The organism is Oceanobacillus saliphilus, from assembly GCF_023522835.1.
GTDB lineage: Bacteria > Bacillota > Bacilli > Bacillales > Amphibacillaceae > Oceanobacillus > Oceanobacillus saliphilus.
Genome location: NZ_JALCZU010000001.1, coordinates 144,595 through 170,877, shown reverse-complemented (window position 1 = coordinate 170,877; position 26,283 = coordinate 144,595). Strand labels below are relative to the sequence as shown.

The following is a 26,283-nucleotide window of genomic DNA, read 5'->3' as shown; positions in this document are numbered from 1 at the left end:
AATTGCGGATAAATAAAATAATAACTATTTTTATTATTTTATAATAGGGAATCTCAATGTTTTACAACATAACAACATGAGCCGATTAGTTCCATCATCGTCGTGTTAATAGTAAACATGGATAGTAGCTGTAAGGTTTTAAGATCACCTCAAAGGTCATGGTGATGCAGTTAAATTATTGCTAATTAACTGGAATCACTTCTCCTTCTTCTATCTAGTAACTCAAATTATTAATACAGAATTAAAGAGAATCTATTTTTGATAGCTTGAATACTTATATTGAAAACGCAATCATTGTATATTGAAACTAAATATATGAGCAAATGAATAGAGTAAACAAGCTTAAAGAAGATGAATTGCACAAATTCGGGGCTATCTACATAATCGATGGAAGGATTTTTAACTTCCTATACGATATGCACTACTTGTCACCTCTCTTTACTTCTAATTTTAAAAGAATTGGAGGCTTTTTTTATGTCAACGAATGATCAAAAGAGTCTTGATGCAATTGATTCATCAAGACGTAAATTCCTGAAAAACTCTGGGATTGCAGCTGGCGGAATCGCTGTCGGTGGAGCGTTAGGCAGTTTACTTGGTATTAATGGTAATGGGGAACCAGCAGCACCAGCTTCCACTACACCAACAAGCAATCCAACAGAAAATCATAATCAGGCGTTAATGTACTTTACACCAGAACAGTTTGCGATTACAGATGCTGCAACCGAACGTATTTTTCCAGAGGATGATAATGGACCAGGTGCTAAAGAATTATTGATTGCTTATTATATCGACCATCAATTAGCGGGCGGCTGGGGTACTGGGGCGACAGAATATACTTCTGGACCATTCTTCCCTGGCGAGCCTACACAAGGTTATCAAGGCCGTCTGAATAGACAACAAATCTTTACCATTGGCTTAAAAGGAATACAAGATTACAGTCAAAAGACATATCAGAAGAATTTCCCGCAGCTTACAGCAGAAGAACAGGATGCTGTTTTAACAGAGTTTGCTGATGGAAATGTAACCTTAAGTGGGCCAACTTCCTCCCATTTCTTTAGTGAATTGCGAGCAGCAACACTTGAAGGTGCTTATGCGGATCCATTATATGGAGGTAATGCTGGAATGGCTGGTTGGGAGATGAAGAACTTCCCGGGTCATCAAATGAGCTATCTTAATATTATCGAAGAAGAGTTTACTGAAATTAAACCACAAGCATTGAATTCGCAGCATAATCATTAATTGACTTGGGACCAAATCTCATCATGATTCAGAAGGCTTGAAAAAAATATTTTTCACTTTCCATTATTTAACTTAGGGATTTACAAATAGATTAAACAACTGGGGGAATTTACAATGGCTACAAAGTTACCAAAAACGGATGCCGTCATTATCGGTGTTGGTTGGGCAGGCGGAATTATTGCTTCCGAGCTTACCAAAGAAGGGTTAAAGGTTGTTGGTATTGAACGTGGCAATGACCGAAAAACGGAAGATTATTTTATGATGCATGATGAACTTAGATACGCGCAACGACATGGCATGATGCAAGACCTATCGAAAGAAACAGTTACATTCCGTAATAATGAAGGTATGCGGGCACTTCCAATGAGAAGATACGGTTCTTTCCTACTGGGAGATGGTGTAGGTGGTGCTGGTGTACACTGGAACGGGCAAAATTTCCGCTTCTTGCCATATGATTTCGAACTCCGCAGTCAAACCATCGAAAAATACGGAGAAGACAAGATTCCTGAAGATATGACCATTCAGGATTGGGGTATCACCTATGATGAAATTGAGCCGTACTATGATCAATATGAAAAAATGGCTGGTATTTCAGGGGAGGATAACCCACTAGGTGGACACCGTTCGAATCCATTTCCAACACCACCAATGAAAAAAACAGTAAATATGAAATTATTCGAGGAAGCAGCAAAAAAGCTAGGACTAAATCCGTATGTTCAGCCATCCGCTAACTTATCGGAAGACTATACGAACCCAGATGGTATTTCCCGTGTAGCTTGTCAATATTGTGGATTCTGTGAACGGTTTGGTTGTGAGTATGGCGCAAAAGCAGACCCGATTGTTACGGTATTACCTGTAGCAAAAGAAACAGGAAACTTTGAATTGCGTCCTCACTCTTATGTGACACGTATTCTTCATGATGGTAATGGTAAGGCAACAGGCGTTTTGTATACGGATTTGAATACGGGTGAAGAATTTGAACAACCTGCAGATATCGTTGTCTTAACAAGCTATGTCTTTAATAATGTACGCCTTCTACTATTATCTGAACTAGGAAAAGTCTATAATCCCGCAGATGGTACAGGTTCGATTGGGAAGAACTATGCGTATCAAATCCGAAAAGGGAAAGCAACTGGCTTCTTTGATGATAAAAAATTCAATATGTTTGCTGGTGCAGGTGGTTTAGGAATTCTTGTGGATGATTATAACGGCGATAATTTTGACCATACCGATTTAGACTTTATTCATGGTGGAATGATTATTCATCAGCAAACAGGCCAAAGACCTATTGCGAATAACCCTGTCCCATCTGGAACACCATCATGGGGTCAGGAATTTAAAGATGCTTCCATAAAGTATACGAACTCAACATTAACTGTAAGCGGTGAAGGAGCGTCCATGGCCTTTAAAGATCATTACCTTGATCTTGATCCAACGTATAAAGATTCCTTTGGTGATCCGCTAATTCGTCTGACGTATGATTTCAAAGAACAGGATCGTAAATTGGCTAAGTACTTAGCGCAACGATGTGAAGAAATTTTAGTTGAAATGGGTGCAGATCATGTGGATACCATGCAGGAGTTAGAGCCATATGATGTTGCTGTATACCAATCCACACATAATACTGGTGGGGTTATCATGGGTGCCGACCCTGAAACTTCCGCAGTCAATAGTTACTTGCAAATGTGGGATGTTGAGAATCTATTTGTTGTTGGTGCTTCTGCATTTCCACAAAATGCCGGATATAATCCAACGGGTACGGTGGGAGCGTTATCTTACCGTGCAGCAGAGGGGATTGTGGAGTATTTGAAAAATGGCGGTGGATTGGTTCAGGGGAAGAAGGAAAAACAGAGCGTGTAAGGGTGTAGTTGTTTATAAGGTTTATTGAAATCCACAGCAGAGTTGCTGTGGATTTTGGTTTATGAATACGACATGACAGGATCTTTTGCCAGGGGGTAATGGCAAATGAAAATACATCAGGTAGGTAAAGCTGAACAAGCCATCAAAGTATGAAGTGATTGTCTTCGTCTGATTTGATGATCACAAAACACAGTTAATTCTATGTTTGTCATTAACAATAGAAGTTTTAGAATTTTTTTCGAAATAATGTTAAACATTATCGAATTGTGCCGATATAAGTAATGTATCATCAATCCGGATGATGAGGGAGTACAACAAAGTCTGAGGATTTCATAAAATTATGGGTAAACCCGCAGATAGATTACTAAGTTCTTCAAGGAGAGCTGCATGACAATTTGTTAATAACTCTAAATTAGAGTTGTTATAGATGTGGGACACAAGGATGTGACCTGCAAAAAATAAAATACACTTACATGGAGGTAAGGAAACATGATTATCAATCACAACATTTCTGCTCTTAATGCACATCGCCAATTAGGAGCAAACCAAAACTCAGTACAAAGTTCATTGGAGAAACTTTCTTCAGGACTAGGAATTAACAAAGCAGGAGATGACGCAGCAGGTCTTGCAATCTCTGAGAAAATGCGTGGTCAGATTAACGGATTGGAAATGGCTACGAAAAATGCACAAGACGGTGTTTCTTTGATTCAGACGGCTGAAGGGGCATTGAACGAAACTCATTCGATTCTTCAACGTGCGCGTGAGTTAGCAGTACAAAGTGCAAACGATACAAATACTGCTTCAGATCGTGCTGAACTTCAAAAAGAACTTGATCAGTTAGTAGATGAAATCGATCGTATTGCTGGCAATACTGAATTTAACACGAAAAATCTTTTGGGTTCTAAAGATGCTGCTGGTGAATTTGACGGTGCTGCACAGGCTTTCAAATTTCATATCGGCGCTAATCAAGGGCAATCCATTGATTTAAGTATTAATTCAATGGATTCTGCAAGAATTGGAACAACCGCTGCAGATGGCACAATAACTACTGATACTATTAAATCATTGCAAACTATAGTAGCGGCAGATGGAACTGTAACGACACCAGGTGCACTTACAACTCAAACAGGTGCTGATGAGGCTATTACAACTATAAATAATGCAATTGAAATGGTATCTGCCGAACGTTCTAAACTTGGTGCGGTACAAAACCGTTTAGACCATACAATTAACAACTTGGGAACTTCTGCAGAAAACTTAACAGCTGCAGAATCACGTATCCGTGACGTTGATATGGCGAAAGAAATGATGGAGTTCACTAAGAACAATATCCTTTCACAAGCGGCACAATCAATGTTAGCTCAGGCTAACCAAATGCCTCAAGGGGTATTACAGTTACTTCAGTAGTATTAAATAATAAGTTAATTTAGAAAAATATAAATGGGGGTCACATGGATGTGACCCCTTAATGACAGTTACATGGAGGTAAGAAAATGATTATCAATCACAATATTTCTGCTCTCAATGCGCATCGTCAATTAGGAGCAAACCAAAACGCTGTACAGGGATCTTTAGAAAAACTTTCATCAGGTCTTGGAATCAATAAAGCTGGTGACGACGCAGCAGGTCTAGCGATTTCTGAGAAAATGCGTGCACAAATTAGTGGATTAGAAATGGCATCTAAAAATGCTCAAGATGGTGTATCATTAATTCAGACTGCTGAAGGTGCACTGAATGAAACACATTCTATTCTTCAGCGTGCACGTGAATTAGCAGTTCAAAGTGCTAACGATACAAATACTGATTCAGATCGTGCTGAACTTCAAAAAGAACTAGATCAGTTAGTAGATGAAATTGATCGTATTGCTGGAAATACTGAATTTAATACGAAAAATCTTTTGGGTGATCATGATGATGCTACACCTCCAGTGTTTTCAGGTGAGGCACAAGCCTTCACTTTCCATATTGGAGCTAATGAAGGACAATCTATTGAATTAGAGATTAATTCAATGGATTCTTCCAATATCGGTTCATTTGGGCAAGTCGATGGAGCAGGTGACCCTGTTGCTGATGTGACTATCCAATCATTAAAATCTACTAATGGTGTAGGTGGTGCACTTACAGAACAGGGTACTGCTGATGCTGCTATTACTACAATTAATAATGCAATTGAAATGGTATCAGCTGAACGTTCTAAACTTGGTGCAGTTCAAAACCGTTTAGATCACACAATTAACAACCTAGGTACTTCAGCAGAGAACCTAACTGCTGCAGAATCACGTATCCGTGACGTTGACATGGCGAAAGAAATGATGGAGTTCACTAAGAACAATATCCTTTCACAAGCGGCACAATCAATGTTAGCTCAATCCCAACAAATGCCTCAAGGAGTATTACAACTTCTTCAGTAATTTGATGGTAGGGGCGTCTAATCTGGTAACGGATTAGATCATAACTGGGTGAATTGCTGGAACTTCCTAAAGTGTTTGTACCACAACGTAGCTGGAAACGGCGGACGTGAAGGTTTGAAAAACAAAACAATGAAACAATGGATAATCAGCAGCCAAGCGCCTGTGGTGAAAACCTGGCGAAGGTTCAACGACTAGAATGTACTGCCTAAAGCGAAAGCCATGGCAATGAGATTCGTAGGGTGGAGGAGATCTTTCCCCATTCGAAGTGCCCAGCCCCTTAAAGATATAAGGGTGAAGATATAGTCTATTCTATGATCGAAAGACATAGCGGCAAAGCAAGCCAACCAACAACCACAAGGTGTTTTACAGTTACTTCAATAATCATGTATTGAGGATTCTAGTTCTATAGCTAGAATCCTCTATTTATAATGAGGATGATGTTTTATGAGTGAAAGAGGATTTAGTGAACGAACCTTTGAGTTTTGTTTTAATGCAGAATTTTGTATGAAAAATAAAGGGCTGTTGGCAACACATCCATTATTACCGAGTCAAAGGCAAGAGAAGCATTTAGGTTATGATGTAAATTTTGAATTTTAAAAAGGTATTTATAGTAAATCATTATTCTTACAACATAAGGTTGCAAGCTTTGCTAGTAATCGTCAGCATAATAACTATAAATTTTACGATAAATATAATGGACCATATTATAGATTTCCAGTTGATAATTTTCAGCATAATAAAATGATAGATAATAGCTTAAGTATGGGGGGATTTTTTTATTGTGCACCACTGTTTCATACATATAAGGACTTGGAATTAAATTATAACAGCGACACTATACTCGATTCATCAATCTGGATAATTCCAAATGGTACTCGAATAACTGATACTAATAGACATAATATTACATATAATACAAATGGTTCTAGGGCTCATTTACACTCAGAGCCACAAGAAGTAGATATATTTAAACCAGATGATTCTAATATCCTATTGAAGAAAAGGAAAATCGGTAACGAATATATAAAAAAACTATCAGAAAATTTAAGCGAGGCTTTGGTAGATACAATCTATGATAAAAAGTATTCTCATTTAATTAAAAAGCAAAAGACCGATTTAGAAAAGGTTCAAACTATTCTAGGACAAGTATTCAATATATCGTGGATACTACTTCCATAATATTAAAATTTAGATGTTGTATTGGGCATTTACTGCAACACTAAGTACTTTTATTTTCATACAGAAAAGTATTAATGTTTCTGTCGGAATTTGTCAAACGATAATATAAAAAAACATCAGAATATGAAGTACAATTGAACTAGTAATAAAGAATTGTAAACAGCGATTTAATTTATAATTATTAGGAGGATAGTTTGATGAGATTACATTCTTTAAAAATTGAAGGATTTAGAAGACACCAAGAGACTGATTTAATATTTTCAGATGCTACATTTTTGATAGGTTCGAATAACGTTGGTAAAAGTTCTGTCTTGAAGGCAATTGAATACCTTTTGACTGATACGAAAAAAATGTCCATTGGTGATTTTCATCATATTTTAAATGAAAATGGTGAAAATGAGCAAGTCTCTCAGAAGGTCATCCTTACAGCTGAATTCAGAAATGTCCCTCATGAATCGATAGATTGGATAGGATTTAATAGACAACGACTTTTTGAATATACCACCACCGATGATGAGAGCGATTCAGGTCTAGGTATTTTTTACAGAAAAACGTATGAACCAAATAAAAATTATAAAGTAGAAATGAAGCAATATAAAATTAGTCTTAAAGAAAAATTTTCCGAAGCAAAGAATATCCAAGATTTTATTGATAGTGGCTTGAATGAGGATATAATTAAAACTAATTTTAAGGATATAAATTATGATAAGAAGATGTCTTCTAAAATGTTAAAGGAACTTGAGGATATCGGTTATGAGGAATTATTTGATATAGACTATAATGAAGTATTGTGGTTTGAGAATCCCGGAGGTATTGCAGGCAATGTTATTTCTAGATTGCCAAAGTACTTATTAATTCCGGATAGAACAAAATCTGAAGAGTTATCAGGAAATAATGGCGCTTTAATGAAAACATTGAAAAGCCTTTTTGAAGATGTTCGTGATTCCTCTGATAACTTTAAAAAAGCACAACATTTTTTAGGCGAACTAGCAAAAGAACTTGATCCAAATGATGAGAAAAGTGACTTTGCCCAGCTATTAAGTGATTTAAATAAAGTGGTGGGTGATGTCTTTCCAACAACGACCTTTATTGCAAGAGCTAATTTATCAAACGCAGATGAAGTAATTGTTCCAAATTTTGATGTTCAACTTGGAAGTAATATTAATACCCCTATAGATTATCAAGGTGCTGGAGTCGTTCGTTCTGCTATCTTTGCTATGCTGAGATATAGGAGTATTAGGGAGAATCAAAAAAGAAAGAAATCTAATGAATATGTTAGACCATTACTAATTGCATTTGAAGAACCTGAAATTTATTTACATCCACAGGCTGCCCAACAAATGAGAGAAACAATATATGATTTGTCAGCAGATATAAATAATCAAATTATTTGCACAACTCATTCGCCATATATGATAGATCTTAGCAAAAATACACATCAAGTTTTAAATGCACTTTCAGCTGAAAAAATTATAATTGACCAAGATGATAATGCTTTCCAAAGTGATAAGGTGTTTTCTAATCCATTTAATGTTAGTAAGGCATTTCAAACTTTAATTGATGACGATAAATCTTATGTGAAAATGTTATTAAAAATTGATGACAGTATAACGAAAATATTTTTCACAAAAAATGTTTTAATTGTAGAGGGTGATACCGAAGAAGTGGTTGTGAGGGAAACTATCTTAAGAATGCCAAAAGAGATGCGTAAAGAGTTTGCATATAACTGGGAAGTCGTTCGAGCAAGGGGAAAAGCAACAATTATTTCGTTAATTAAATACATGAAGGCTTTGGGAATAAAACCATACGTGATACATGACAGGGATTTTGGAACACCAAAAGCTTACCAAATGAATAGACCAATTTTAGAAGCTATGAATGATAATACTAGGATTGTTGTGTTGGAGGAATGTATTGAAGATCTTTTAGGTTACGAAGCGCCAAGTAGCAATAAACCTTATAAAGCTTATCAATTTATTAATGAAAAGTGGGGAGGAGAATGGGATAATATAAATCCTCAATGGCGTACTATTATTGAAAGTATGATGAGTGGGTATTCAATGGAAACTCTAAACGAGGCAGCAGCAGCTAAAGAAGAATAGTGGGTGAGACATTCACTTTTTTAGTTAATTTATATTTTGCAAAAGAACTATTTGTTGGGACTCCCTGTAGAACGTGAAGATACCTTATTTTCATCCTTCTATACCACCTAACAAATATTTGAAGGACAAGATTCATAATGCTGTCCTACGACTTAAGCCTCATCCGCTTTTGACAATGGAATCTAATGTCCTGGAGGTCTCTATAATTAATACTTATGAGTTAACACTACTCTTGGTTATGAACACTTGGCGACCTGCGCTTAAACTGACTGGAAGTGCGTCTAATCTGATAACGGGTTAGATTAACTGGGTGAATTGTGGAAACCCCTTAGAGATTTCTTCCCCACAACGTAGCTAGAAACGGCAGACGTGAAGGTTTGAAAAACAAAACAATGAACCAATGGATAATCAGCAGCCAAGCGCCTGTGGTGAAAACCTGGCGAAGGTTCAACGACTAGAATGTACTGCCTAAAGCAAGATCTATGGCAATGAGATTCGTAGGGTGGAGGAGAACGATCCCCATTCGAAGTGCCCAACCCTTGGAATTTAAGGGTGAAGATATAGTCTATTCTACGATTGAAAGACGTAGCGGCAAAGCAAGCCAACCAACAACCACAAGGTGTTTTACAGTTATTACAATAATATTAAATTTGAAAGGGACTCTGGCTTTTGCTGGGGTCTCTCTTTTTATAAAGGAGAAGGGTATGTTTAGTAAGTTTTTAGATATTGATATGGACTTTTTTCTAAACAAAATTGCATGGGGGAGACAAGCTTCTGATGGAAGATTAGATGAAGATATTTATATTCCTTGGAAAGAGCCAGACTTTAGGACTTTTCTTAAGGATAAGTGTAATCTAAGAAAAGAATTGAAAATAAAGGGTAGAGTAGTGAAAGACCATGTCGAAGCATTTGACTTCTGGGAAGAATTGATTGATGACGGGCAAATTGAAGCTCCTTTTCAGGTTACACATATAGATGCTCATACTGACTTGCAAACAGGATATCCTAACACAGCAATGCTATATCTTCTGGGTGAATTACTACATATACCCCTAAATAGAAGATTGAATGAGTTAAATAAAGAACAGATGAATTCAGCAAACTACCTAGCGTATGCAATTGCGTGTGGTTTTTTTAGTAACGTAGAAATGGTTTTACATCCTGATTATGAAAATGAGAACTTACCAACAATATTTTTCAGCAACTGTGATGTAAATAGTAGCTTTTTAGAAATGAAGGCATACGATAAGACTCAGGTTAGGTATGGAACTCCAAAGGAAACAATTAAGTTTGACAATAAAATACCCTTTAAAATAGTTACTGATACTAAACACTATAACGCTAAAGGCCAATATGATTATGTTTTATTCTGTCAATCACCGGAATATACTCCCCAATCTGCCGATTTCACGCTCGAAGTAATTAAGGAATATATTATTGAAATATAAATGAAATCCATTGTCTATAATAGCATAAGAGCGTAATGATAAGATTCATGATATTTTGGAAAAAGTAACTGCAATAACGTAAGCGTCAAATAGTCCACATTTAAACATAGGTGTGGACTATTTGATGCTTACGATTTTCTTAACTCGCTTAACTCATAGACAACTGACTAATAATTTCTACCAACCTTGGAGCTATTTCTTTGTCGGTATACCCGATTTGTTTTAGATAAACTATCTTTTCGTTTCTTCTTCAGAATAAGCTTTAATGCGATTCCAACTGATTGGAAGTGATTTGTGCAGAAAGTGTTCAGTTCTATCGAGTAATAACTGTTCATTTATTCTAGTAGTTACAATTTACCGAATATAATCATATCATTTCAGTGAAAATAGTCATTTTCTCCCCTTTTTTCTTCTTTTTCGTTATAAATGAAGGAATATCGTAGAAAAAACAGAAGTTAGAAATATAGGAATATTAGGAGGTGAAAAGGTAGAAAGAAATGGCAGAATATAATAATAATTATAATGGAGGATGGCTATGAAAAAGAAAAAGACTCTTTTTTTGTGGATCACAATTTTATTATTATTTGCTAGTATCTTAACACCGGCAATCACCAACTCAACAGCTAAGGCTGATGAAAATGTCTATGATTTAATTTTACGGAATGGAACAATTATGGATGGAACAGGAGGATCTTCTTATCAAGCCGATGTTGGGGTGAAAAATGGTTATATCCATAAGATAGGAAACCTAACGGAAGAAAGTGGAACAGAAGAAGTGGATGTTGATGGACAGATTATTGCACCGGGTTTTATCGAAGTGCATAGTCACGCAAACGTAAATTTACTTCCAGTCGCAAAAAGCTCTCTAACGCAGGGAGTAACTACTGAAATGTTAAATCCTGATGGTTTTGGTAGCGCAGACATAACAGATAGATTGAAGCTTGAAGAAGATGGGTTGGCTATTAATATTGGAGCGTATCTTGGATTTAATGCAGTCTGGGAAGAAGTAGTAGGTGAGGATGATCGAGAACCGACGGAAGCGGAAATAGAAGAGATGCAAAATCTAGTACAAAAAGGTATGGAAGACGGAGCTTGGGGTATTTCTTCTGGGTTGACTTATACGCCGGGAGCATATGCAGAAACAGAACACATCATAGAAGTGGTGAAAGCAGCGGAAGAATGGAGAACTAACTTTCCAAGTCATATTCGAAACGAAAATAACCAGGTAGTCGAAGCCACTGCTGAAATTATAGAAATTGGTGAACAAGCTGGACTCGTTCCTGTAATTACCCATATGAAAGTAATGGGGCCAGATAACTGGGGGAAATCCGCAGAAACTATAGGATTGATTGAAGATGCTAACGCCAGGGGTACTTACGCTGCTGCAGATGTCTATCCTTATTTAGCAAGCCAAACTGGAATTACAGCGATTGTACCCAATTGGGTAGAAGATGGTGGGCGACAGGCAATGCTAGATCGCTTCAACGACCCTGAATTACGGCCTCTAATTAGTGAGGAAATTGAAGAATTAATCTTAAGTAGAGGAGAAAGTGCTGACGATGTCTACTTCCCAGAAAGGAGGCTGACATTACAAGAGATTGCCGACAGTCAGAACGTCAGTCCAGGTGAAGCTGTAATGAGAATTATAGAGGAAGATGGTAATGTACGCACCATCTATTACTTTGGGGATGAAGAGGATTTCAAAAGAATACTTCAAAATCCAACTACAGCTATAGGATCTGATGGAGGCGTGACAGATTCTGCGAGCATTCATCCGAGAAGATACGGAACGCACCCGAGAGTTCTCGGAAAATATGTTAGAGAAGAGGGATTAATAGAGTTAGAAGAAGCTATATTCAAAATGACTGGTTTACCCGCTACGATGATTGGAATGACTGATAGGGGGCTGATTAAAGAAGGTATGGTAGCAGATATCACCATTTTTAATCCAGATACAATAATCGATCATGCAACCTTTGATGAGCCGAAACAGTATTCTGAAGGAATTTATCAGGTTTATGTGAACGGGGAGTTAGCGCTTGAAGAAGGGGAATTAACGGGAGCTCAAGCAGGAAAAGCTCTTAAACGTTCGGGCAATATGCCAAGTCGTCCAGCAGCTTTTAGTAAAAATGCTGATATAGATGTCGATGGAAAACTCTTGGAAGTGAATCCTCCAAGAAAAGGCCAAAAGCCTGTCATTGAAATGTCTATCAGTCAGGAGGCCTACGGAGAAGCAACTGGAACTCTTTTCTTTGAGGATAAAGCTAATGGAATAAAAATCGAAAGCCTCCAGCTAGGAGAGGTACAGACTTTGGATGATAACTGGGCTAGTTTCACGGGTATTGGTGCTATAAATAATTCCGAAGAAACTAAAGCTTTCTCCATCATCCTGGAGGAAAGCGATCCGCTAGTATCTGGCGATCGAGCAACTGTGACCATCGAAATAGAGGATGAGTATGAATTTAAGGGTTTCTTAGTACCAAATAAAATAAAAATGCAGATTTCTGAAAATAACTAGTTTTAAGTTAGAGTGACAGATACCTCGACTTAGAGAGGCAACAAGGACAAGTTTCTTGGTCCGCGTTGTTTTGAGAATTATAGTTTTCCAGTTTGTATAATGATTAGTCTGATTAATAGCACTCCATATTTGGTTGCCTTTCACTCGGAATAAACCAAATATGGGGTGTTTTATGTGTTTGTTGGGTTTATTGGCTCTCGCTATTTAGTGTTAAGATAGTGTTAAGAGTAAAGAGAAAAAAATCATAGTCGATTTGAAATGAAGCCTCTGCGGGCGTGATTCACTAGCCGTTTGAGCCATTAGTATCATAAGATTAGCCCGATTAAGTGTTTGAACTGTTTTAGCTGGTGCGAAAGCTGGGTTATAGATAATTAAAGGACAAAGGGACAGATACCTCGTTCACTACTAATAGGGATATTTGGAAAGTTAACCTGTCCCTCTGTCCGAAGATGTAATTTAATTCTATAATTTTATTATACTCACTGTTGAGGAGTCCTTTAGTAGAGTTTACCAAAAATCAAAAAACTGTGCTCCTAACCAAGAGTCGTAATACGCAGTTTAGTTTACACTTCTATCTAATTACCATATGGCTTATAGTCCACTTCAACTTTGTCCTTATCTTGATAAGGAGAAAGCATAAAAGCAGCCTTAAAGTCAGTATTCCCCTTATTAATTAAGTAGTGAACTTTTTTTGGTTCCACATGAATAAAGTCGCCTTTTTTGCAATGAAAAATCTCTTCATCGATATGAATTTCAAGTTCACCTTCTAATATATAGAAATTTTCTTCCATAATATTATGAAAATGTGCATTAAAGTCTTGGCCTGGTTTTAGCACGACAATACCAAAATTCATTCTAGGTCCTCTTTGTAAATACTTGGGTCCGCTGTCTCCAAATCTATAATCTTTATCACTTTCATTAATAATTGTCATTATCAACACTCCTCCTGTTTTGTTTATACTCCGGGTGAACTCCACATGTGTTCTGTAAACCCCTTATCAGCCAAATCGAGCTGATGTAGATACACACTTTCCCAGTTTTTATATAACCTGCTATAAATTAAGTGATTTTCTTTTATTGGTTGATATTCCTTTTCGATTTTAACAACTTTAGTAATGGCGTCCTGAAAGCTTTCGTAAATGTTGGCCCCAATACCTGCACAAATTGCTGCGCCTAAAGCAGTTGATTCTTTAACAACTGGAACTTTTACAGGTTTATTTAATACATCAGAAACGATTTGGCACCATAAATCACTGTTCGAAGCGCCGCCTGCAAAAATAATTGTATCTGGATACGTATTGGTAATATCACTTACTAAATCAATATTTCCTTTCGTAACAAAAGCAGCATTTTCCATGATGGCTCTATAAAAAGTTGCCTTATTATATTTTGTGGAATCTAATTTAAAATTTATGAAGCTTGGTGCAGCATGTTTCCAAGAAATGTAATTCATCTTATCAGAAAAAGTAGTAATGATACCATGGCTGCCAACCGGAACTTTTGCAGCTCTTTTTTCCATTTGACTGTAAATGTTCTCATTTGTTTGATTTTGAATATACTTTTCTAGTTCACAGAAACTATCCCTAAACCATCTCATCACTAAACCTGGATAGAAGGCGATCGCTTCATATTGCCACGTATTTGGTATTGCGTGGCAATTGACCCGTACTCTCGAGCTCTCATCCGGCTTAATATTAGTTGTTGTGTATTCATATTGCCAAAAGCTTCCTCCCAAAACAGCTGCATCTCCTTCATTAATCACCCCCAGTCCGATACACCCAAGTTGGGCATCACCCCCACCAGCAACAACTTTTGTGTTCGTGCTTAACCCTGTTAATTCCGCTATTTCTTTTGTAACATTTCCAATGACCGTTCCACTCTCATGTACGATGGGATAGATGTCATCTTTTATAGCTACTTTATTAGCGAGATTGGAATCCCAATTTCGATTTTTAATATTGAAAAGACCGGTAGTGCACCCATTTGACGGTTCGACGGAAATAATATTTGTTAATCGGTAAGTAATCCAATCATTAAGCATGGTTACATATTTCATATTTTGATAAATAGTAGGTAAGTTATTTTTCACCCAGAGAATTCTAGGAATGGCGCCTAAGGAAAAGGTTTGGCCTGATACTTCATATATTTCTTTTTCTAATTGTGGATGTGATTTATTGAGGTTTATAACCTCATTATCAGATCTGGAATCCACATTCGCACATGCCCATAGTTCTTTGCCGTTTTCGTCATATAGTACGATCGCTTCCCGCATACTCGTTGTGGAGATTGCAACAATGTTGTCAGAATCAACATTACTCTTTGTGATAGTCTCTTTAATTAGTTCAGAAATAATATTGAAATTCGTATGGACATCAAAATCCATGGAGCCTGGATATCTTGAATCCTCTTTATGAGTCCACTCCGATTGGGAAACGCATATTTCATTTCCATAAACATCAAATAAAATTACTCGTACACTACCTGTTCCAGCATCTATTGCCATTAAATACTTTTGCAAAAATAATCCATCCTTTCATTGTTTAATCAATGATTAGTGAATACCAATTCCAAAGCTCTAACGAATTTTATTGATGTAGGAACCTCAGGTGAAATCAATTTATTCTATTAAACTGCGAGCAACATTTTCATCAGTTATTAAAATATCTATATACCCCCCTTTTAATGCCCCAATAATTGCTTCTTTTTTTTCAATCCCACATGCAACAGCAACCACATTATTCAAGGACTTTAATAATTGAACCTCTGTGCTGACAAGCCTATTGTGTAAACTTAAATCTAAAACTTCCCCCTGAATATCATAAAACTGGCTTAATAAATCCCCCACTGCACCATGGGATTTCAAAATCTCCATTTCTCTTATACTTATAAGTCCTTCCTTTACCAAAGTTGCTTTTTCATTCAATGCTCCAACTCCTATTACCGTGAGATTCGAATAAGGAATCATTTCTAAAATATCTGTAATCGATTGTTCATTAACTAAACTTTCAGCAAGGGAATCAGATGAAACCATTAACGGAGATGGTAAAATGTAATGTTTGTAATTCGGATTTGTATAATAGTCGGATGCCTGATCGATGGCGGTTGGCATATAAAATTTAACCCCGCCTGATAAAGATACAAAAGTGACTTTATATTTTGTGGAGATATTCAAACGGCCAAGCGTCCTTGAAACAGTCTCCCCATAACCAATGTTAATCATCGTATCACTGGTGATTCTATCTTCTATATATTGTGCGGCTGCAATGGTGATACTATCTATGGAATTATCATTTGCAGAAGGAACGATATAGATATCGTCTAAATTAAATTTTTCCATTAATTTTATTTGTAAATCCATATCTGAAATCTGTTCTAAATCGATTTTAAATTGAATAATATGATTCTTTTTAGCAAATTCCAGGTACTTAATAACCTTCATTCTTGAAAGATTTAGAGCTTTTGCGATTTCTGTTTGCGTTAGTCCCTCGTTATAATACTTCCAGGCTACTTTTACTGCAGTATCCTTCTCGTGCGACATATTCATCACTCGCTCTCTTTTTCAACATGAAACGCTGGCGTTAGTCTTAAGTATGTGCAACAAAATATTGATGGTTTAACAAATGTTGTAAATATAGAAGAATTTAGTATCAAAAAATAAATGATTCATTTCGTTTATCCACCAGGTACTTCAATTAAATGATGGTGTTAATGGGGGTTTAGGGATTTTTAGCAAATCCCTTGCATGAAAGAAAACAATAATAATTTTATGCATGATTAATAATATGTATGAAGCAAACATATAATTACAAAAAAGAGAATACGCTTACGTAACGTAAATTTTATTAATACTAAAGAACTACAAGGGGGGAGAAACTTGAATGAGACAAATAACTTAATTAACTTAGAAGAAATCTATAAAAGCTTTCATAAAAACAACGTATTAAAAGGGGTTTCATTAAAACTTGATGAACATGAAGTCATATCAATTATTGGCGGGAATGGGGCTGGTAAAAGCACATTAATGAAAATCCTGACCGGGGTATATCGGGCAGATAGCGGCAAGATGGAAATTGGTGGGGAAAGAATTGAAAATTATAACCCAGCTATTGCTCATGAAAAGGGAATCTATCTTGTGCCACAAGAACCTTTGTTATTTCCAAATATGACTGTTGAACAAAATATTACATTTGGCTTTAATAAATCAAAATATGAAATAAGAGAAGAAACGAAAAAATTATATGCGGAGCTAGGGTGGGGCATCGATTTAACTCGTTTGGCTTCTAGCTTAACAATTGCGGAGCAACAACAATTGGAAATTATTAAAGGACTACTCAGAAAAGCGAAAGTGTTGATCTTAGATGAGCCAACCTCTGCGTTAACTTTTTCTGAAACGAAATCATTATTTGAAGTTATTCGAAAGTTAAAGGATTCCGGTGTAGGTATTTTCTATATAACCCATCGTTTGGATGAAGTTTTTGAAATCTCTACCCATGCAGTTATATTGCGTGATGGCAAGGTTACGCTTAAAGGAAATATTAAAGATTTCACGAAAGACATGTTAATTGGTGGACTATTGCCGATAGGAAGTGAATCAAAACATAGCGATTCATTTGAGAAGAAATACACGGGACAAATGGACAGACCACCTGTATTAACTGTTGAGAATATAAGTGGAGATGGATTTAAAGATATTAGTTTTAAGGTTTATCAAGGGGAAGTAGTGGGGCTTGCTGGGCTTGTAGGTGCTGGAAGAACTGAGATTGCTGAAGCGATATATGGGATAACGAAATGTCGAAAAGGGCGAATTCTTTTAGGTGATAAAGATATTACGCAGCTTGGCATTAATGAAACCGTTTCCAATGGCCTCTCCTATATTCCGGAAGATCGGTTTTTACACGGAATTTTTCCAATAAGTTCTGTGAGAAACAATATGACAGCTCAAGTAGTGAGACGAAAAGGATTCTTCATTGATAATAAATATGAAAAAGAAGTCACAGATGAATATATTGATAGATTACGTATTAAGATTACGGATCATCATCAGGAAATTAAATCTTTATCAGGTGGTAATCAACAGAAAGTAGTCATTTCCAGAGTTCTATCAACTAATCCACATTTGATCATTATGGATGAGCCTACCAGGGGAATTGATGCTGCAGCAAGAAGTGATATTTATTCGATTATCAACAATTTAAAAGAAGTTGGTTTTTCCATTTTATTAATTTCATCTGACTTGGAAGAGATAGAAAGAATTAGCGATCGTATTTACGGTATATATCGTGGGAAATGTAATGCATATCTTGGCTTTGAAGCGATTAATGCTGTCAATGTAATGAAGGCTGCATTTGGAACATATGAAGGAAGTGATTCATATGTCGAAATTTAAGACGCTGATGAAAAAAAGAGAGTTTAGAACCTTATTCTTTTTGGTGGCAATTTTTATCATTGTAGGTTTGGTAAACTCCGATTTCTTAACGATTGGAACCATCCAGAATTCCTTGAAAAGTAGCTTGCTTTACATTGTGCTGGCAGTCGGTCTAACTGTTGTCCTTTTAACCGGGAATATTGATATTTCAGTTGGCGGCACGTTGGGTCTTAGTGCAGCAGTAAGTGGACTCCTATTAAAAAACGGAGGAAGTATTTTTGTATCTATAGTAGTAGCTATTCTTATTGGAGCTATTATTGGATTGATTAATGGATTGGGAGTTACCAAGTTAAAAATTTCGTCATTTATCATGACATTAGGAATGCTTGAAATTACTAGAGTGATTCAAGTTATTTATACCGATGGACAATGGGTAGAAAACTTGCCAGCAGGATTTAAGCAATTGTCGCAAATGAATGTTCTAGGTTTTAATTTGTTGTTAATCATTGTTATGGCTGGTGTTATTATCGTTCATTTGTTTTTAACTAGGAGTCGGAAAGGAAGGTATTTTTCTGCTATCGGTGACAATGTCGATGGAGCCATTTTGTTAGGGGTGCCTGTACAGCGGTATGTCACGTATTCGTTTATCGCTTCAGGGGTGTGTGCGGCTTTGGCGGGATTAATATTTGCTAGTCAAATTGGATTTATTTCAACGACTGCTGGTTTAGGGATAGAGATGACAGTTATTGCTGCATCTGTGCTTGGAGGTGTATCGCTGAGTGGTGGGGTCGGGACTGTTATCGGTGCAACTATTGGTGCAGTGATCATGATTTCGATTAACTCAGCGCTTATATACATGAAAATACCTGCTTTTTGGAATGATGCAATTTCAGGATTGTTATTAATAACTATTGTTGTAACTGATGCAGTACTTTCTAGAAGAGCTGATAAGCGTACGAAGAAAGAAAGATTAAAGGCAAGGGTGCTTCATCAGGAGGAGGTGTCAATAAATCATGCTCATGCTAAGTAGAATACCAAAATGGAATCTTGGTTTAATCGTCGTTCTGATTTTAGAAATAATTATATTTGGATTAATTAATCCAAGGTTTTGGAATATCTCCATTCTATTAAATAGTTTCAATGATTTTATCGGTATTGCTATTATTGGTTTCTTTGTCACACTTGTCATGATTACTGGTGGAATTGATATTTCTGGGGGATCTATTATCGGTTTAACGTCAGTGGTAATCGGTATTCTCTCCCAAGCAATTGGTCTGAATATATGGATTTCGATTATTCTCGCTATTGTAGCTGCAGGGTTATGTGGCTTGCTAAATGGAATTTTAATTGCCTATGGACGTGTGCAAGCAATGGTAGTTACCTTAGGTGGTCTACTGTTGTATAGCGGGATAGCGATTGTTTTGGTAGGGGTATCAGGTGTTAGTGCCTATGAAGGGATTTCAGGATTTCCCGGGAGCTTTAGTAATCTAGCTTACGGAACCGTTTTCGGAATACCGAGCTCAATTATATTATTTATTGTTCTCTTTATCATTGCCTATGTTCTTTTGCATTTCACCAAGTATGGCCGCTATATATTTTTAACCGGGATTAACCAAAATGCAGCAGATTACGCTGGTATTAATACGAAGAAAATAATTGCCAGTACGTATGTTTTATCGGGCTTAAGTGCTGGGATAGCAGGCACGATGCTAACTTCTTATTTGGGAAGTGCTAGAGCAGATTTTGGCTCTGAATATTTAATGTCCATATTAACTGTAGTTGTTTTAGGAGGCACCTTAATTACTGGAGGGAAGGGGGGGATTATTGGAACAGCTCTCGCTAGTATAATCGTAGGCTTTCTTCGAGTTGGGATGCAAATGGGAGGGGTTTCAACGCAATATATTGGCTTAGCGACAGGGCTGCTGCTTATTATATCTGTAGCTTTGCTAAGTATTTCATCTAGCACAAAGGAGAACATGAAGAAATTATTAAGGCCAAAATTTATGAAGGAGGGAAACGTATAATGGAAAAACGAAGGTTGACATTATCTCTGCTTGGATTTTTGATGCTATGTTTCGTCTTGGTCGCTTGTAGCTCGGGTGAATCTGAAAGTAATGGGAAGGATGCTGATGATATTGAGGTAGTATTCATCCCGAAAATGACTGGTAATGCCTTTTTTGAATCCGGAAATAATGGCGCTCAAAAAATGGCGGAAGCAGAAGGTTTTTCGGTGAAATATGATGGGGCACCGGAAGGAACTGTAGCAAATCAGGTACAAATTATTAATAGTGCAGTTAGTAGCGGTGCCGATGCAATTGCCATTTCATCTGTGTCCGCCGATGGTTTGAATCAAGCATTGCAGAAAGCGCTGGATGCAGGTATTAAAGTAGTAACCTGGGATTCAGATGTTGATCCAGAATATCGGTCATTTTATATCAATCAAGGAACACCTGAAATACTTGGGGCCATGCTTGTAGATATGGCTGCAGAACAAATGGATGATCCAGATGGAGAAAACCAAGTTGCATGGTTTTACTCAAGTCCGACAGTTCCAGATCAAAATTCCTGGGTTGATTACGCGGAAACATATATTAAAGATAAATACCCGAAATGGGAAATTGTAACCAAGCAATTTGGTGAAGGAAATGAGCAAAAATCGTTGCAAATCGGTGAAAGTATAATCGATTCCTACCCAGACCTTGATGCTGTTATAGCCCCAGATTCAACGGCACTTCCTGCGATGGCACAAGCAGCAGAAAATAAAGGTTTAACAGCTGAAGACCTTATTATTACAGGTTTTGCATCACCAAATTCAATGAGGGGATTCATTGAAAATGGAACCATTGTAAACCATGGTCTATGGGATGTTCAGGAGCAAGGAGCACTGGCTGTTTATATTGCCTATTATTTAGCACAAGGCAATACATTAAAAGTTGGGGATACACTTGATGTACCAACTATTGGTGAAATTACAGTGGAACCGAATACAGTCCAAGGTTACGACTATGAAGCGGATGATTCGGGGATCATTGTTTTACCTGAAAGAATCGTTTTTACAAAAGATAATACAGCTGATTATGACTTTTAGTTTGAATCTAATATTTGAGGAGTGATTGATTATGGCGGATATGGAAGGCAATAAAGATGCAAAGCGGTTTGCCCAAGATGTAGCTTTTGCGAATACAGGTGATTTTCACGTAAAAGGGGCTTCTAACTTAGATTGGGGAATGAAGGATCGCCTTTCAAGAATCTTTAATCCGGAAACGGGGAAAACAGTGATGCTGGCATTTGACCACGGGTATTTCATGGGACCTACTTCCGGATTAGAAAGACTGGATTTGTTAATTCCCAGATTAGCAAAACATGCAGATTGTTTAATGGCAACAAGGGGAGCAATTAGAACGAGCGTTCCAGCTAGTTATAATAAATCTATTGCTTTAAGAATTTCATCGGGCTCGAGTATTTTACAGGATGATTTAAGTCACGAATCGATGGTTGTAGACATAGAAGATGCCATCAAAATGAATGCTAGTGCTATTGCGATTCAGACTTTTATCGGAGCAGATGGTCAAAAAGAAACGATTGAAGCATTGAATAAAGCGGTAAACCTAGGTTCCAAATATTCGATTCCCACAATGGGGGTTGTAGCTGTTGGAAAAGAAATGGAACGTACCAATCGTTTCTTTCTACTTGCAACAAGAATGCTAGCAGAGTTTGGTGCGCAAATTGTAAAGACATACTACTGCGATGATTTCGAGAAAGTGGTAGCAGCCTGCCCAGTGCCGTTAGTCGTTGCAGGCGGTAAAAAGATTCCTGAGAAGGATGCGCTTACCCTTGCGTATAACTCTATTCAAGGTGGTGCTGCCGGGGTAGATATGGGGAGAAACATTTTCCAATCGGAGTATCCGGAAGCTATGATTCAAGCTGTAAATAAAGTTGTACATGATGGATTTACGGTCAAAGAGGCTTATGAGTTTTATCTTGATTTAGCTAATGCAAGTCTACAAGTGAGTAAATAAGTTTAAAGAGGCTTCTACTATTTTGGGTAGAAGCCTTATGATAGTTTAATTGACAAGCATGGAGGGGTAAAAATGGCAAAAGTAGCATTTTTATTAGCATCTGATTTTGAAGATTCTGAGATGAGAAATCCTTATGAAGCAATAAAGAAGGCTGGGCACGAAGTAACCATAGTAGGTAATAAAGAAGATAATTTATGTATAGGAAAGCATAATACGGTTTCTTATTATAGCGAGATGTCAAGTGCTGAAGCCTTAGAGCATGAATTTGATGCAGTAGTCATACCGGGAGGAGGAGCTCCAGAAGTATTACGTGTAAATGAAGACACGTTGAATTTCGTTAAGGATCTAAATATGAAATCAAAAATAATAGCAGGGATATGCCATGGTCCTCAGGTAATGATTAGTGCTGATGTTATTCGTGACAAGACACTGACCTGCTTTAAAGGGATACGGGACGATGTTATAAATGGTGGAGCAGAATACGTTGATGAAGAAGTTGTTGTGAGCAAAAATATTATTACTGCAAGAACTCCAAAAGATGAACCTGCTTTTATTCGAGAAATTTTATCGCAAATTAGTGGATTGTAATATAGCATCATTTAAAACAATGGTGCTCGCAAAAGAATCAGCAACATATAGATAGAAGCAAAAAGAATTTCTTGCTGTTAAATGCAATGAAAGCTGGTTGCTAAGGGGTGGTGACACTCAAGCTTTTCTATTAGCGAGAATATCCTAGGAGGTAATTTTACATGGGGTTGGTTTCGGTCAAAGATATGTTAGACAAGGCATTAAAAGAAAATTATGCAGTTGGCCATTTTGATGTTCACAACTTAGAATGGGTCCAATCGGTTTTAGAGGCTGCCGAAGAATTGAATTCACCTGTTATTCTAGGTGTCACCGAAGAAGCGATTGATTATTTTGGTGGTTTTACAGTTGCCAAAGAACTTGTGGAATCTCTTATGAAAGAGAAAGCAATCACTGTCCCAGTTGCTCTACACTTAGATCATGGATCAAGTGTGGAAAACTGTAAATCTGCTATGGATGCCGGTTTTTCCTCTGTGATGATTGATGCCTCAAAGTTACCGTTTGATGAAAATGTTAAGACAACGAAAGAGGTAGTAGACTATGCACATAAATTAGGGGTTACAGTAGAAGCAGAATTGGGAAGTATCGGTGGGAAAGAAGGGGATGTTATTTCTGATACCCCGGTTTACGCAGACATAGATGAATGTAAACAGTTGGTTGCATTAACGAATATTGATAGTTTAGCCCCCGCACTCGGATCCGCCCATGGACCATATAAAGGGGAACCAAAAGTCGATTTTAAGAAAATGAAGGAGATTAGTGAGTCTATTCAAATTCCATTAGTATTGCACGGCGCTTCTGGTCTTTATCCAGAACAAATCAAACAGGCGATTTTATCTGGAACTGCCAAATTTAATGTTAATGCGGATAATCATCTAGCCTTCACAAAGAGAGTTCGCCAGCTATTAGATGAACATTATGAAATGTATGATGCAGCTCATTATATAAGAGAGGGAAGACTGGCTGTTAAAGAAATGATTAAAATGAAGATTAGATTATTTGGGTCATATGGAAAAGCAACTTAAAGCAAGTGGTATAAGTATTCCATCTGTATTAGTTATTGGAAATAGTGAGGTTAGGGCGGGTTGAAGTGATTGGAGGTAGTGCTCTCCCGAATGGCAGGGGATTTCTCCCGAGTGGTGCTAGCGCTCTCCCGTCTTTGCAGTTCTGTCTCCCGAGTGGAGGCAGTGTAGAGTTAGACTTATAATTGGACACGTATAGGAGAGAATTCATAATAAACTAAATAAAATGGAGCGTGTCCTATGCCAAGAAGTTATAATGATGAATTTAAGGAATATATTTCAAAGTTAGTTGTAGACGAAGGAAAGAAAGCTTCAGAGATATCAAGAGAAATGGACGTCCCTTATAAAACCATGGCCAAATGGGTGAGTAAATATCGGAAGAAACAAAGACTGAAGGCGGAGAAGCTAGATTATATTACGCCAAGTGAGCATAAAAAGCGTGAGAAAATCCAGGTGCCTGACCCCCACCACGAGAACAAGTGTTGATCATGGAACTGCATTCGACATCGCAGGAAAAGGCATCGTTGACGAAAGAAGCATGCTCGAAGCACTGCGCCAAGCAATTGAACTGGCACCAGAAAAGTAAAGATTAGTGTAGGAAGCATGGGTGATTCTCATGCTTCCTTTTTAGGTCTAAATAAGGAACGAACGCTCCACATGAGACGAGAGCATGCTGCCATCATCCATTTCACTCCTTGGCTTTGTTTTTTTAACTACGAGCCCTGTTGTCTAATTTCCTTCAAAAGTTTATATTTGATAATTAATCCGTCAATAAAGTGCTTTTCTGACTCAAATATACAGCTATATGAAATATTAGACTAAACACTAAATAGCAAGAAAGCGTAAAAATAAAGTAATAGTAAAGGTTAATGGCTACTCTGAGATAATTTCTGTTCACTCATTAAGTGATTTTGCCTTTCCTATTGTTAAAATATATAATGCTATGAATCTAATTTTCTTCCTTCATAAAAAATAATATAAATATAAACTATCCTATTGACATTATTAAAAACATTTTGTAATATTAAACTTAATTAATTTAATTAAGAAACATTTATTTGATGGAAATTATGATGCATATTTAGGAAAGCGTTTACTATGGCGCTGATAGAAAGTAGATTTCTTGCTTCATTTTAAATTTAGGGAGGTGTTTTTTCAGTAAAATTTCATGATAAGCATATTACATATTAACTATTTATATAACCATTAATTAGGAGGGGAAATAGTGAAGAAGTGGATGATAGCAATTACTATTGGGTTGTTAATCTTGTTTGTATCAGCTTGCTCATCAGGAGAACATACCAATGGCGAGGGAAGTTCAGATGCAGATGTTATTACTGCTTGGGCTTGGGATCCATTATTTAATGTGGCAGCTCTAAAGTTAGCGGAAGAGTATTATACTCAAGAAAATGAAGGTTTTCAGTTACAAATAATAGAAAATGGTCAAAAAGACATTGTTCAACGATTAAATACAGGGTTAAGCTCTGGTACGATGAATGGGATGCCAAATATTGTTTTAATTGAAGATTACCGAGCTCAAAGCTTTTTACAAGCATATCCAGATGCCTTTTATGACTTATCTGAGTATTTTAATATCGATGATTTTGCCGATTATAAAAAGGAGCCGACAAGCTTTGATGGTGGCCAATTTGGAGTCCCATTTGACACAGGTGTGACTGGTTTATATTTGCGGACCGATTACTTAGAAGATGCGGGGTACACGCCAGAGGATTTAACGAATATCACCTGGGATGAGTTCATCGAAATTGGTAAGGACATCAAAGAGAAGAGTGGGAAATATATGATTTCGGTTAATCCAAATGATCCGGACGATTTGAGACATATGATTCAAACAGCTGGTGTCTGGTTCACTGAAGAAGACGGTAGAACGGCTGATATTAGTGATAATGAAGCGGTAAGAGAGGCGGTGCGCATCTATAATGCACTGCAAGAAGAAGGAATCGCACATATCAATACGGATTGGAGTTCCAGAGTTGCTGCCTTTAATAGTGGATCAGTAGTAAGCGTGGCGGTAGGCAACTGGATGACTCCAAATATTAAAGCAGAGGAATCACAAGCTGGGAAATGGACCATTGTGCCAATTCCACGATTACCCGTTGAGGGTGCAGTGAATGCCTCCAACCAAGGCGGAAGTTCTTTCTATGTATTAAATATACCTGGTAAAGAGAAGGCAGCAGAATTTTTAGCGAGTACCTTTGGTTCCAATGAGGACCTCTATCAAGATTTAGTTACAGAAATCGGAGCAATTGGTACGTATTTACCAGCGCTGGATGGAGAGGCGTTCCAGCAGAGTGATGATTTTTTCGGAGGTCAACCAATCATTGCTGACTTTATCACATGGATGGAAGAAATTCCAAGTGTTAACTATGGCATGCATACGTACGCAATCATGGATATTCTCATTGGCGAGATCCAGAAATATAAAGACGGTAAAAGTTTAGACGATGCGTTACATGATGCCCAGAAACAAGCAGAAGGTCGATTAATTAATTAAAGGAAAGCGAAATAAATATT

General features: G+C 37.1%; 20 protein-coding genes and 1 pseudogene. 18 read left to right on the top strand and 3 right to left on the bottom strand.

What is annotated here, in order from left to right; translation table 11 throughout:
- Positions 1-474: 474 nt before the first annotated feature.
- The 8 genes from MN204_RS00735 to MN204_RS00700 all read left to right on the top strand — a co-directional run bounded on the left by MN204_RS00735 (position 475) and on the right by MN204_RS00700 (position 12,757).
- Positions 475-1,239 carry a gluconate 2-dehydrogenase subunit 3 family protein gene (locus MN204_RS00735; protein WP_249869155.1) on the top strand — a complete coding sequence of 255 codons (765 nt, stop codon included), beginning with the start codon at positions 475-477 and terminating at the stop codon, positions 1,237-1,239.
- A gap of 114 nt (positions 1,240-1,353) precedes the next feature.
- Positions 1,354-3,099: a GMC family oxidoreductase gene (locus tag MN204_RS00730; RefSeq protein ID WP_249869154.1), complete on the top strand. Its 1,746-nt coding sequence runs from the start codon at positions 1,354-1,356 to the stop codon at positions 3,097-3,099.
- Positions 3,100-3,588: 489 nt separating this feature from the next.
- Positions 3,589-4,506 (top strand): flagellin Hag, encoded by a 918-nt coding sequence (gene hag, locus MN204_RS00725; RefSeq protein ID WP_249869153.1) that lies wholly within the window; start codon positions 3,589-3,591, stop codon positions 4,504-4,506.
- Between the two features lie 86 nt (positions 4,507-4,592).
- The gene (hag, locus tag MN204_RS00720; RefSeq protein WP_249869152.1) at positions 4,593-5,510 is read left to right on the top strand and encodes a flagellin Hag; all 918 of its coding nucleotides are present in this window, start codon (positions 4,593-4,595) and stop codon (positions 5,508-5,510) included.
- Between the two features lie 444 nt (positions 5,511-5,954).
- Positions 5,955-6,107, top strand: coding sequence for a hypothetical protein (locus tag MN204_RS00715; protein WP_249869151.1), 153 nt, complete (start codon positions 5,955-5,957; stop codon positions 6,105-6,107).
- 779 nt (positions 6,108-6,886) lie between these two features.
- A complete protein-coding gene (locus MN204_RS00710; protein ID WP_249869150.1) occupies positions 6,887-8,791 on the top strand; it encodes an AAA family ATPase in 1,905 nt (634 codons plus the stop codon).
- A gap of 488 nt (positions 8,792-9,279) precedes the next feature.
- Complete coding sequence (locus MN204_RS00705) at positions 9,280-10,239, top strand: peptide arginase family protein (protein ID WP_249869149.1); 960 nt, start codon at positions 9,280-9,282, stop codon at positions 10,237-10,239.
- 535 nt (positions 10,240-10,774) lie between these two features.
- Positions 10,775-12,757, top strand: a complete 1,983-nt coding sequence (locus tag MN204_RS00700; protein ID WP_249869148.1) for an N-acyl-D-amino-acid deacylase family protein — start codon at positions 10,775-10,777, stop codon at positions 12,755-12,757.
- Positions 12,758-13,332: 575 nt separating this feature from the next.
- On the opposite strand, the gene MN204_RS00695 is transcribed toward MN204_RS00700, so the two are convergent.
- The 3 genes from MN204_RS00695 to MN204_RS00685 form a co-directional block, all read right to left on the bottom strand.
- On the bottom strand, positions 13,333-13,689 hold the full coding sequence (locus tag MN204_RS00695) for a cupin domain-containing protein (RefSeq protein ID WP_249869147.1): 357 nt from the start codon (positions 13,687-13,689) through the stop codon (positions 13,333-13,335).
- 23 nt (positions 13,690-13,712) lie between these two features.
- Positions 13,713-15,260 carry an autoinducer-2 kinase gene (gene lsrK / locus MN204_RS00690; protein ID WP_249869609.1) on the bottom strand — a complete coding sequence of 516 codons (1,548 nt, stop codon included), beginning with the start codon at positions 15,258-15,260 and terminating at the stop codon, positions 13,713-13,715.
- A gap of 114 nt (positions 15,261-15,374) precedes the next feature.
- Positions 15,375-16,301: a sugar-binding transcriptional regulator gene (locus MN204_RS00685; RefSeq protein ID WP_249869146.1), complete on the bottom strand. Its 927-nt coding sequence runs from the start codon at positions 16,299-16,301 to the stop codon at positions 15,375-15,377.
- A 330-nt stretch (positions 16,302-16,631) separates the two neighbouring features.
- On the opposite strand from MN204_RS00685, the gene MN204_RS00680 reads away from it, so the two are divergent.
- The 10 genes and pseudogenes from MN204_RS00680 to MN204_RS00635 all read left to right on the top strand — a co-directional run bounded on the left by MN204_RS00680 (position 16,632) and on the right by MN204_RS00635 (position 26,263).
- Positions 16,632-18,143 (top strand): sugar ABC transporter ATP-binding protein, encoded by a 1,512-nt coding sequence (locus MN204_RS00680; protein ID WP_249869145.1) that lies wholly within the window; start codon positions 16,632-16,634, stop codon positions 18,141-18,143.
- Positions 18,130-19,152 carry an ABC transporter permease gene (locus tag MN204_RS00675; RefSeq protein ID WP_249869144.1) on the top strand — a complete coding sequence of 341 codons (1,023 nt, stop codon included), beginning with the start codon at positions 18,130-18,132 and terminating at the stop codon, positions 19,150-19,152. Before MN204_RS00680 ends, MN204_RS00675 begins: the two co-directional genes overlap by 14 nt.
- Positions 19,136-20,146 (top strand): ABC transporter permease, encoded by a 1,011-nt coding sequence (locus MN204_RS00670; RefSeq protein WP_249869143.1) that lies wholly within the window; start codon positions 19,136-19,138, stop codon positions 20,144-20,146. The genes MN204_RS00675 and MN204_RS00670 overlap by 17 nt, the downstream gene beginning before the upstream one ends.
- Positions 20,146-21,210, top strand: coding sequence for an autoinducer 2 ABC transporter substrate-binding protein LsrB (lsrB, locus tag MN204_RS00665; RefSeq protein WP_249869142.1), 1,065 nt, complete (start codon positions 20,146-20,148; stop codon positions 21,208-21,210). The genes MN204_RS00670 and lsrB overlap by 1 nt, the downstream gene beginning before the upstream one ends.
- Before the next feature lie 31 nt (positions 21,211-21,241).
- On the top strand, positions 21,242-22,141 hold the full coding sequence (gene lsrF, locus MN204_RS00660) for a 3-hydroxy-5-phosphonooxypentane-2,4-dione thiolase (protein WP_249869141.1): 900 nt from the start codon (positions 21,242-21,244) through the stop codon (positions 22,139-22,141).
- A gap of 72 nt (positions 22,142-22,213) precedes the next feature.
- Positions 22,214-22,729, top strand: coding sequence for a type 1 glutamine amidotransferase domain-containing protein (locus tag MN204_RS00655; RefSeq protein WP_249869140.1), 516 nt, complete (start codon positions 22,214-22,216; stop codon positions 22,727-22,729).
- Positions 22,730-22,890: 161 nt separating this feature from the next.
- Positions 22,891-23,751, top strand: coding sequence for a class II fructose-1,6-bisphosphate aldolase (fba, locus tag MN204_RS00650; protein ID WP_249869139.1), 861 nt, complete (start codon positions 22,891-22,893; stop codon positions 23,749-23,751).
- A gap of 237 nt (positions 23,752-23,988) precedes the next feature.
- The gene (locus MN204_RS00645) at positions 23,989-24,234 is read left to right on the top strand and encodes a transposase (RefSeq protein ID WP_249869138.1); all 246 of its coding nucleotides are present in this window, start codon (positions 23,989-23,991) and stop codon (positions 24,232-24,234) included.
- A pseudogene (locus MN204_RS00640) lies at positions 24,212-24,334 on the top strand (4-hydroxythreonine-4-phosphate dehydrogenase PdxA); the annotation flags it as partial. The gene MN204_RS00645 and the pseudogene MN204_RS00640, both read left to right, overlap by 23 nt.
- 639 nt (positions 24,335-24,973) lie before the next feature.
- On the top strand, positions 24,974-26,263 hold the full coding sequence (locus MN204_RS00635) for an ABC transporter substrate-binding protein (protein WP_249869137.1): 1,290 nt from the start codon (positions 24,974-24,976) through the stop codon (positions 26,261-26,263).
- Positions 26,264-26,283: the final 20 nt, after the last annotated feature.

Coding starts and splice junctions, on each gene's coding strand:
- MN204_RS00735 (WP_249869155.1), top strand. CDS start 475: ATGTCAACGAATGATCAAAAGAGTCTTGATGCAATTGATTCATCAAGA.
- MN204_RS00730 (WP_249869154.1), top strand. CDS start 1,354: ATGGCTACAAAGTTACCAAAAACGGATGCCGTCATTATCGGTGTTGGT.
- hag (WP_249869153.1), top strand. CDS start 3,589: ATGATTATCAATCACAACATTTCTGCTCTTAATGCACATCGCCAATTA.
- hag (WP_249869152.1), top strand. CDS start 4,593: ATGATTATCAATCACAATATTTCTGCTCTCAATGCGCATCGTCAATTA.
- MN204_RS00715 (WP_249869151.1), top strand. CDS start 5,955: ATGAGTGAAAGAGGATTTAGTGAACGAACCTTTGAGTTTTGTTTTAAT.
- MN204_RS00710 (WP_249869150.1), top strand. CDS start 6,887: ATGAGATTACATTCTTTAAAAATTGAAGGATTTAGAAGACACCAAGAG.
- MN204_RS00705 (WP_249869149.1), top strand. CDS start 9,280: ATGAGATTCGTAGGGTGGAGGAGAACGATCCCCATTCGAAGTGCCCAA.
- MN204_RS00700 (WP_249869148.1), top strand. CDS start 10,775: ATGAAAAAGAAAAAGACTCTTTTTTTGTGGATCACAATTTTATTATTA.
- MN204_RS00695 (WP_249869147.1), bottom strand. CDS start 13,689: ATGACAATTATTAATGAAAGTGATAAAGATTATAGATTTGGAGACAGC.
- lsrK (WP_249869609.1), bottom strand. CDS start 15,260: ATGGCAATAGATGCTGGAACAGGTAGTGTACGAGTAATTTTATTTGAT.
- MN204_RS00685 (WP_249869146.1), bottom strand. CDS start 16,301: ATGAATATGTCGCACGAGAAGGATACTGCAGTAAAAGTAGCCTGGAAG.
- MN204_RS00675 (WP_249869144.1), top strand. CDS start 18,130: ATGTCGAAATTTAAGACGCTGATGAAAAAAAGAGAGTTTAGAACCTTA.
- MN204_RS00670 (WP_249869143.1), top strand. CDS start 19,136: ATGCTCATGCTAAGTAGAATACCAAAATGGAATCTTGGTTTAATCGTC.
- lsrB (WP_249869142.1), top strand. CDS start 20,146: ATGGAAAAACGAAGGTTGACATTATCTCTGCTTGGATTTTTGATGCTA.
- lsrF (WP_249869141.1), top strand. CDS start 21,242: ATGGCGGATATGGAAGGCAATAAAGATGCAAAGCGGTTTGCCCAAGAT.
- MN204_RS00655 (WP_249869140.1), top strand. CDS start 22,214: ATGGCAAAAGTAGCATTTTTATTAGCATCTGATTTTGAAGATTCTGAG.
- fba (WP_249869139.1), top strand. CDS start 22,891: ATGGGGTTGGTTTCGGTCAAAGATATGTTAGACAAGGCATTAAAAGAA.
- MN204_RS00645 (WP_249869138.1), top strand. CDS start 23,989: ATGCCAAGAAGTTATAATGATGAATTTAAGGAATATATTTCAAAGTTA.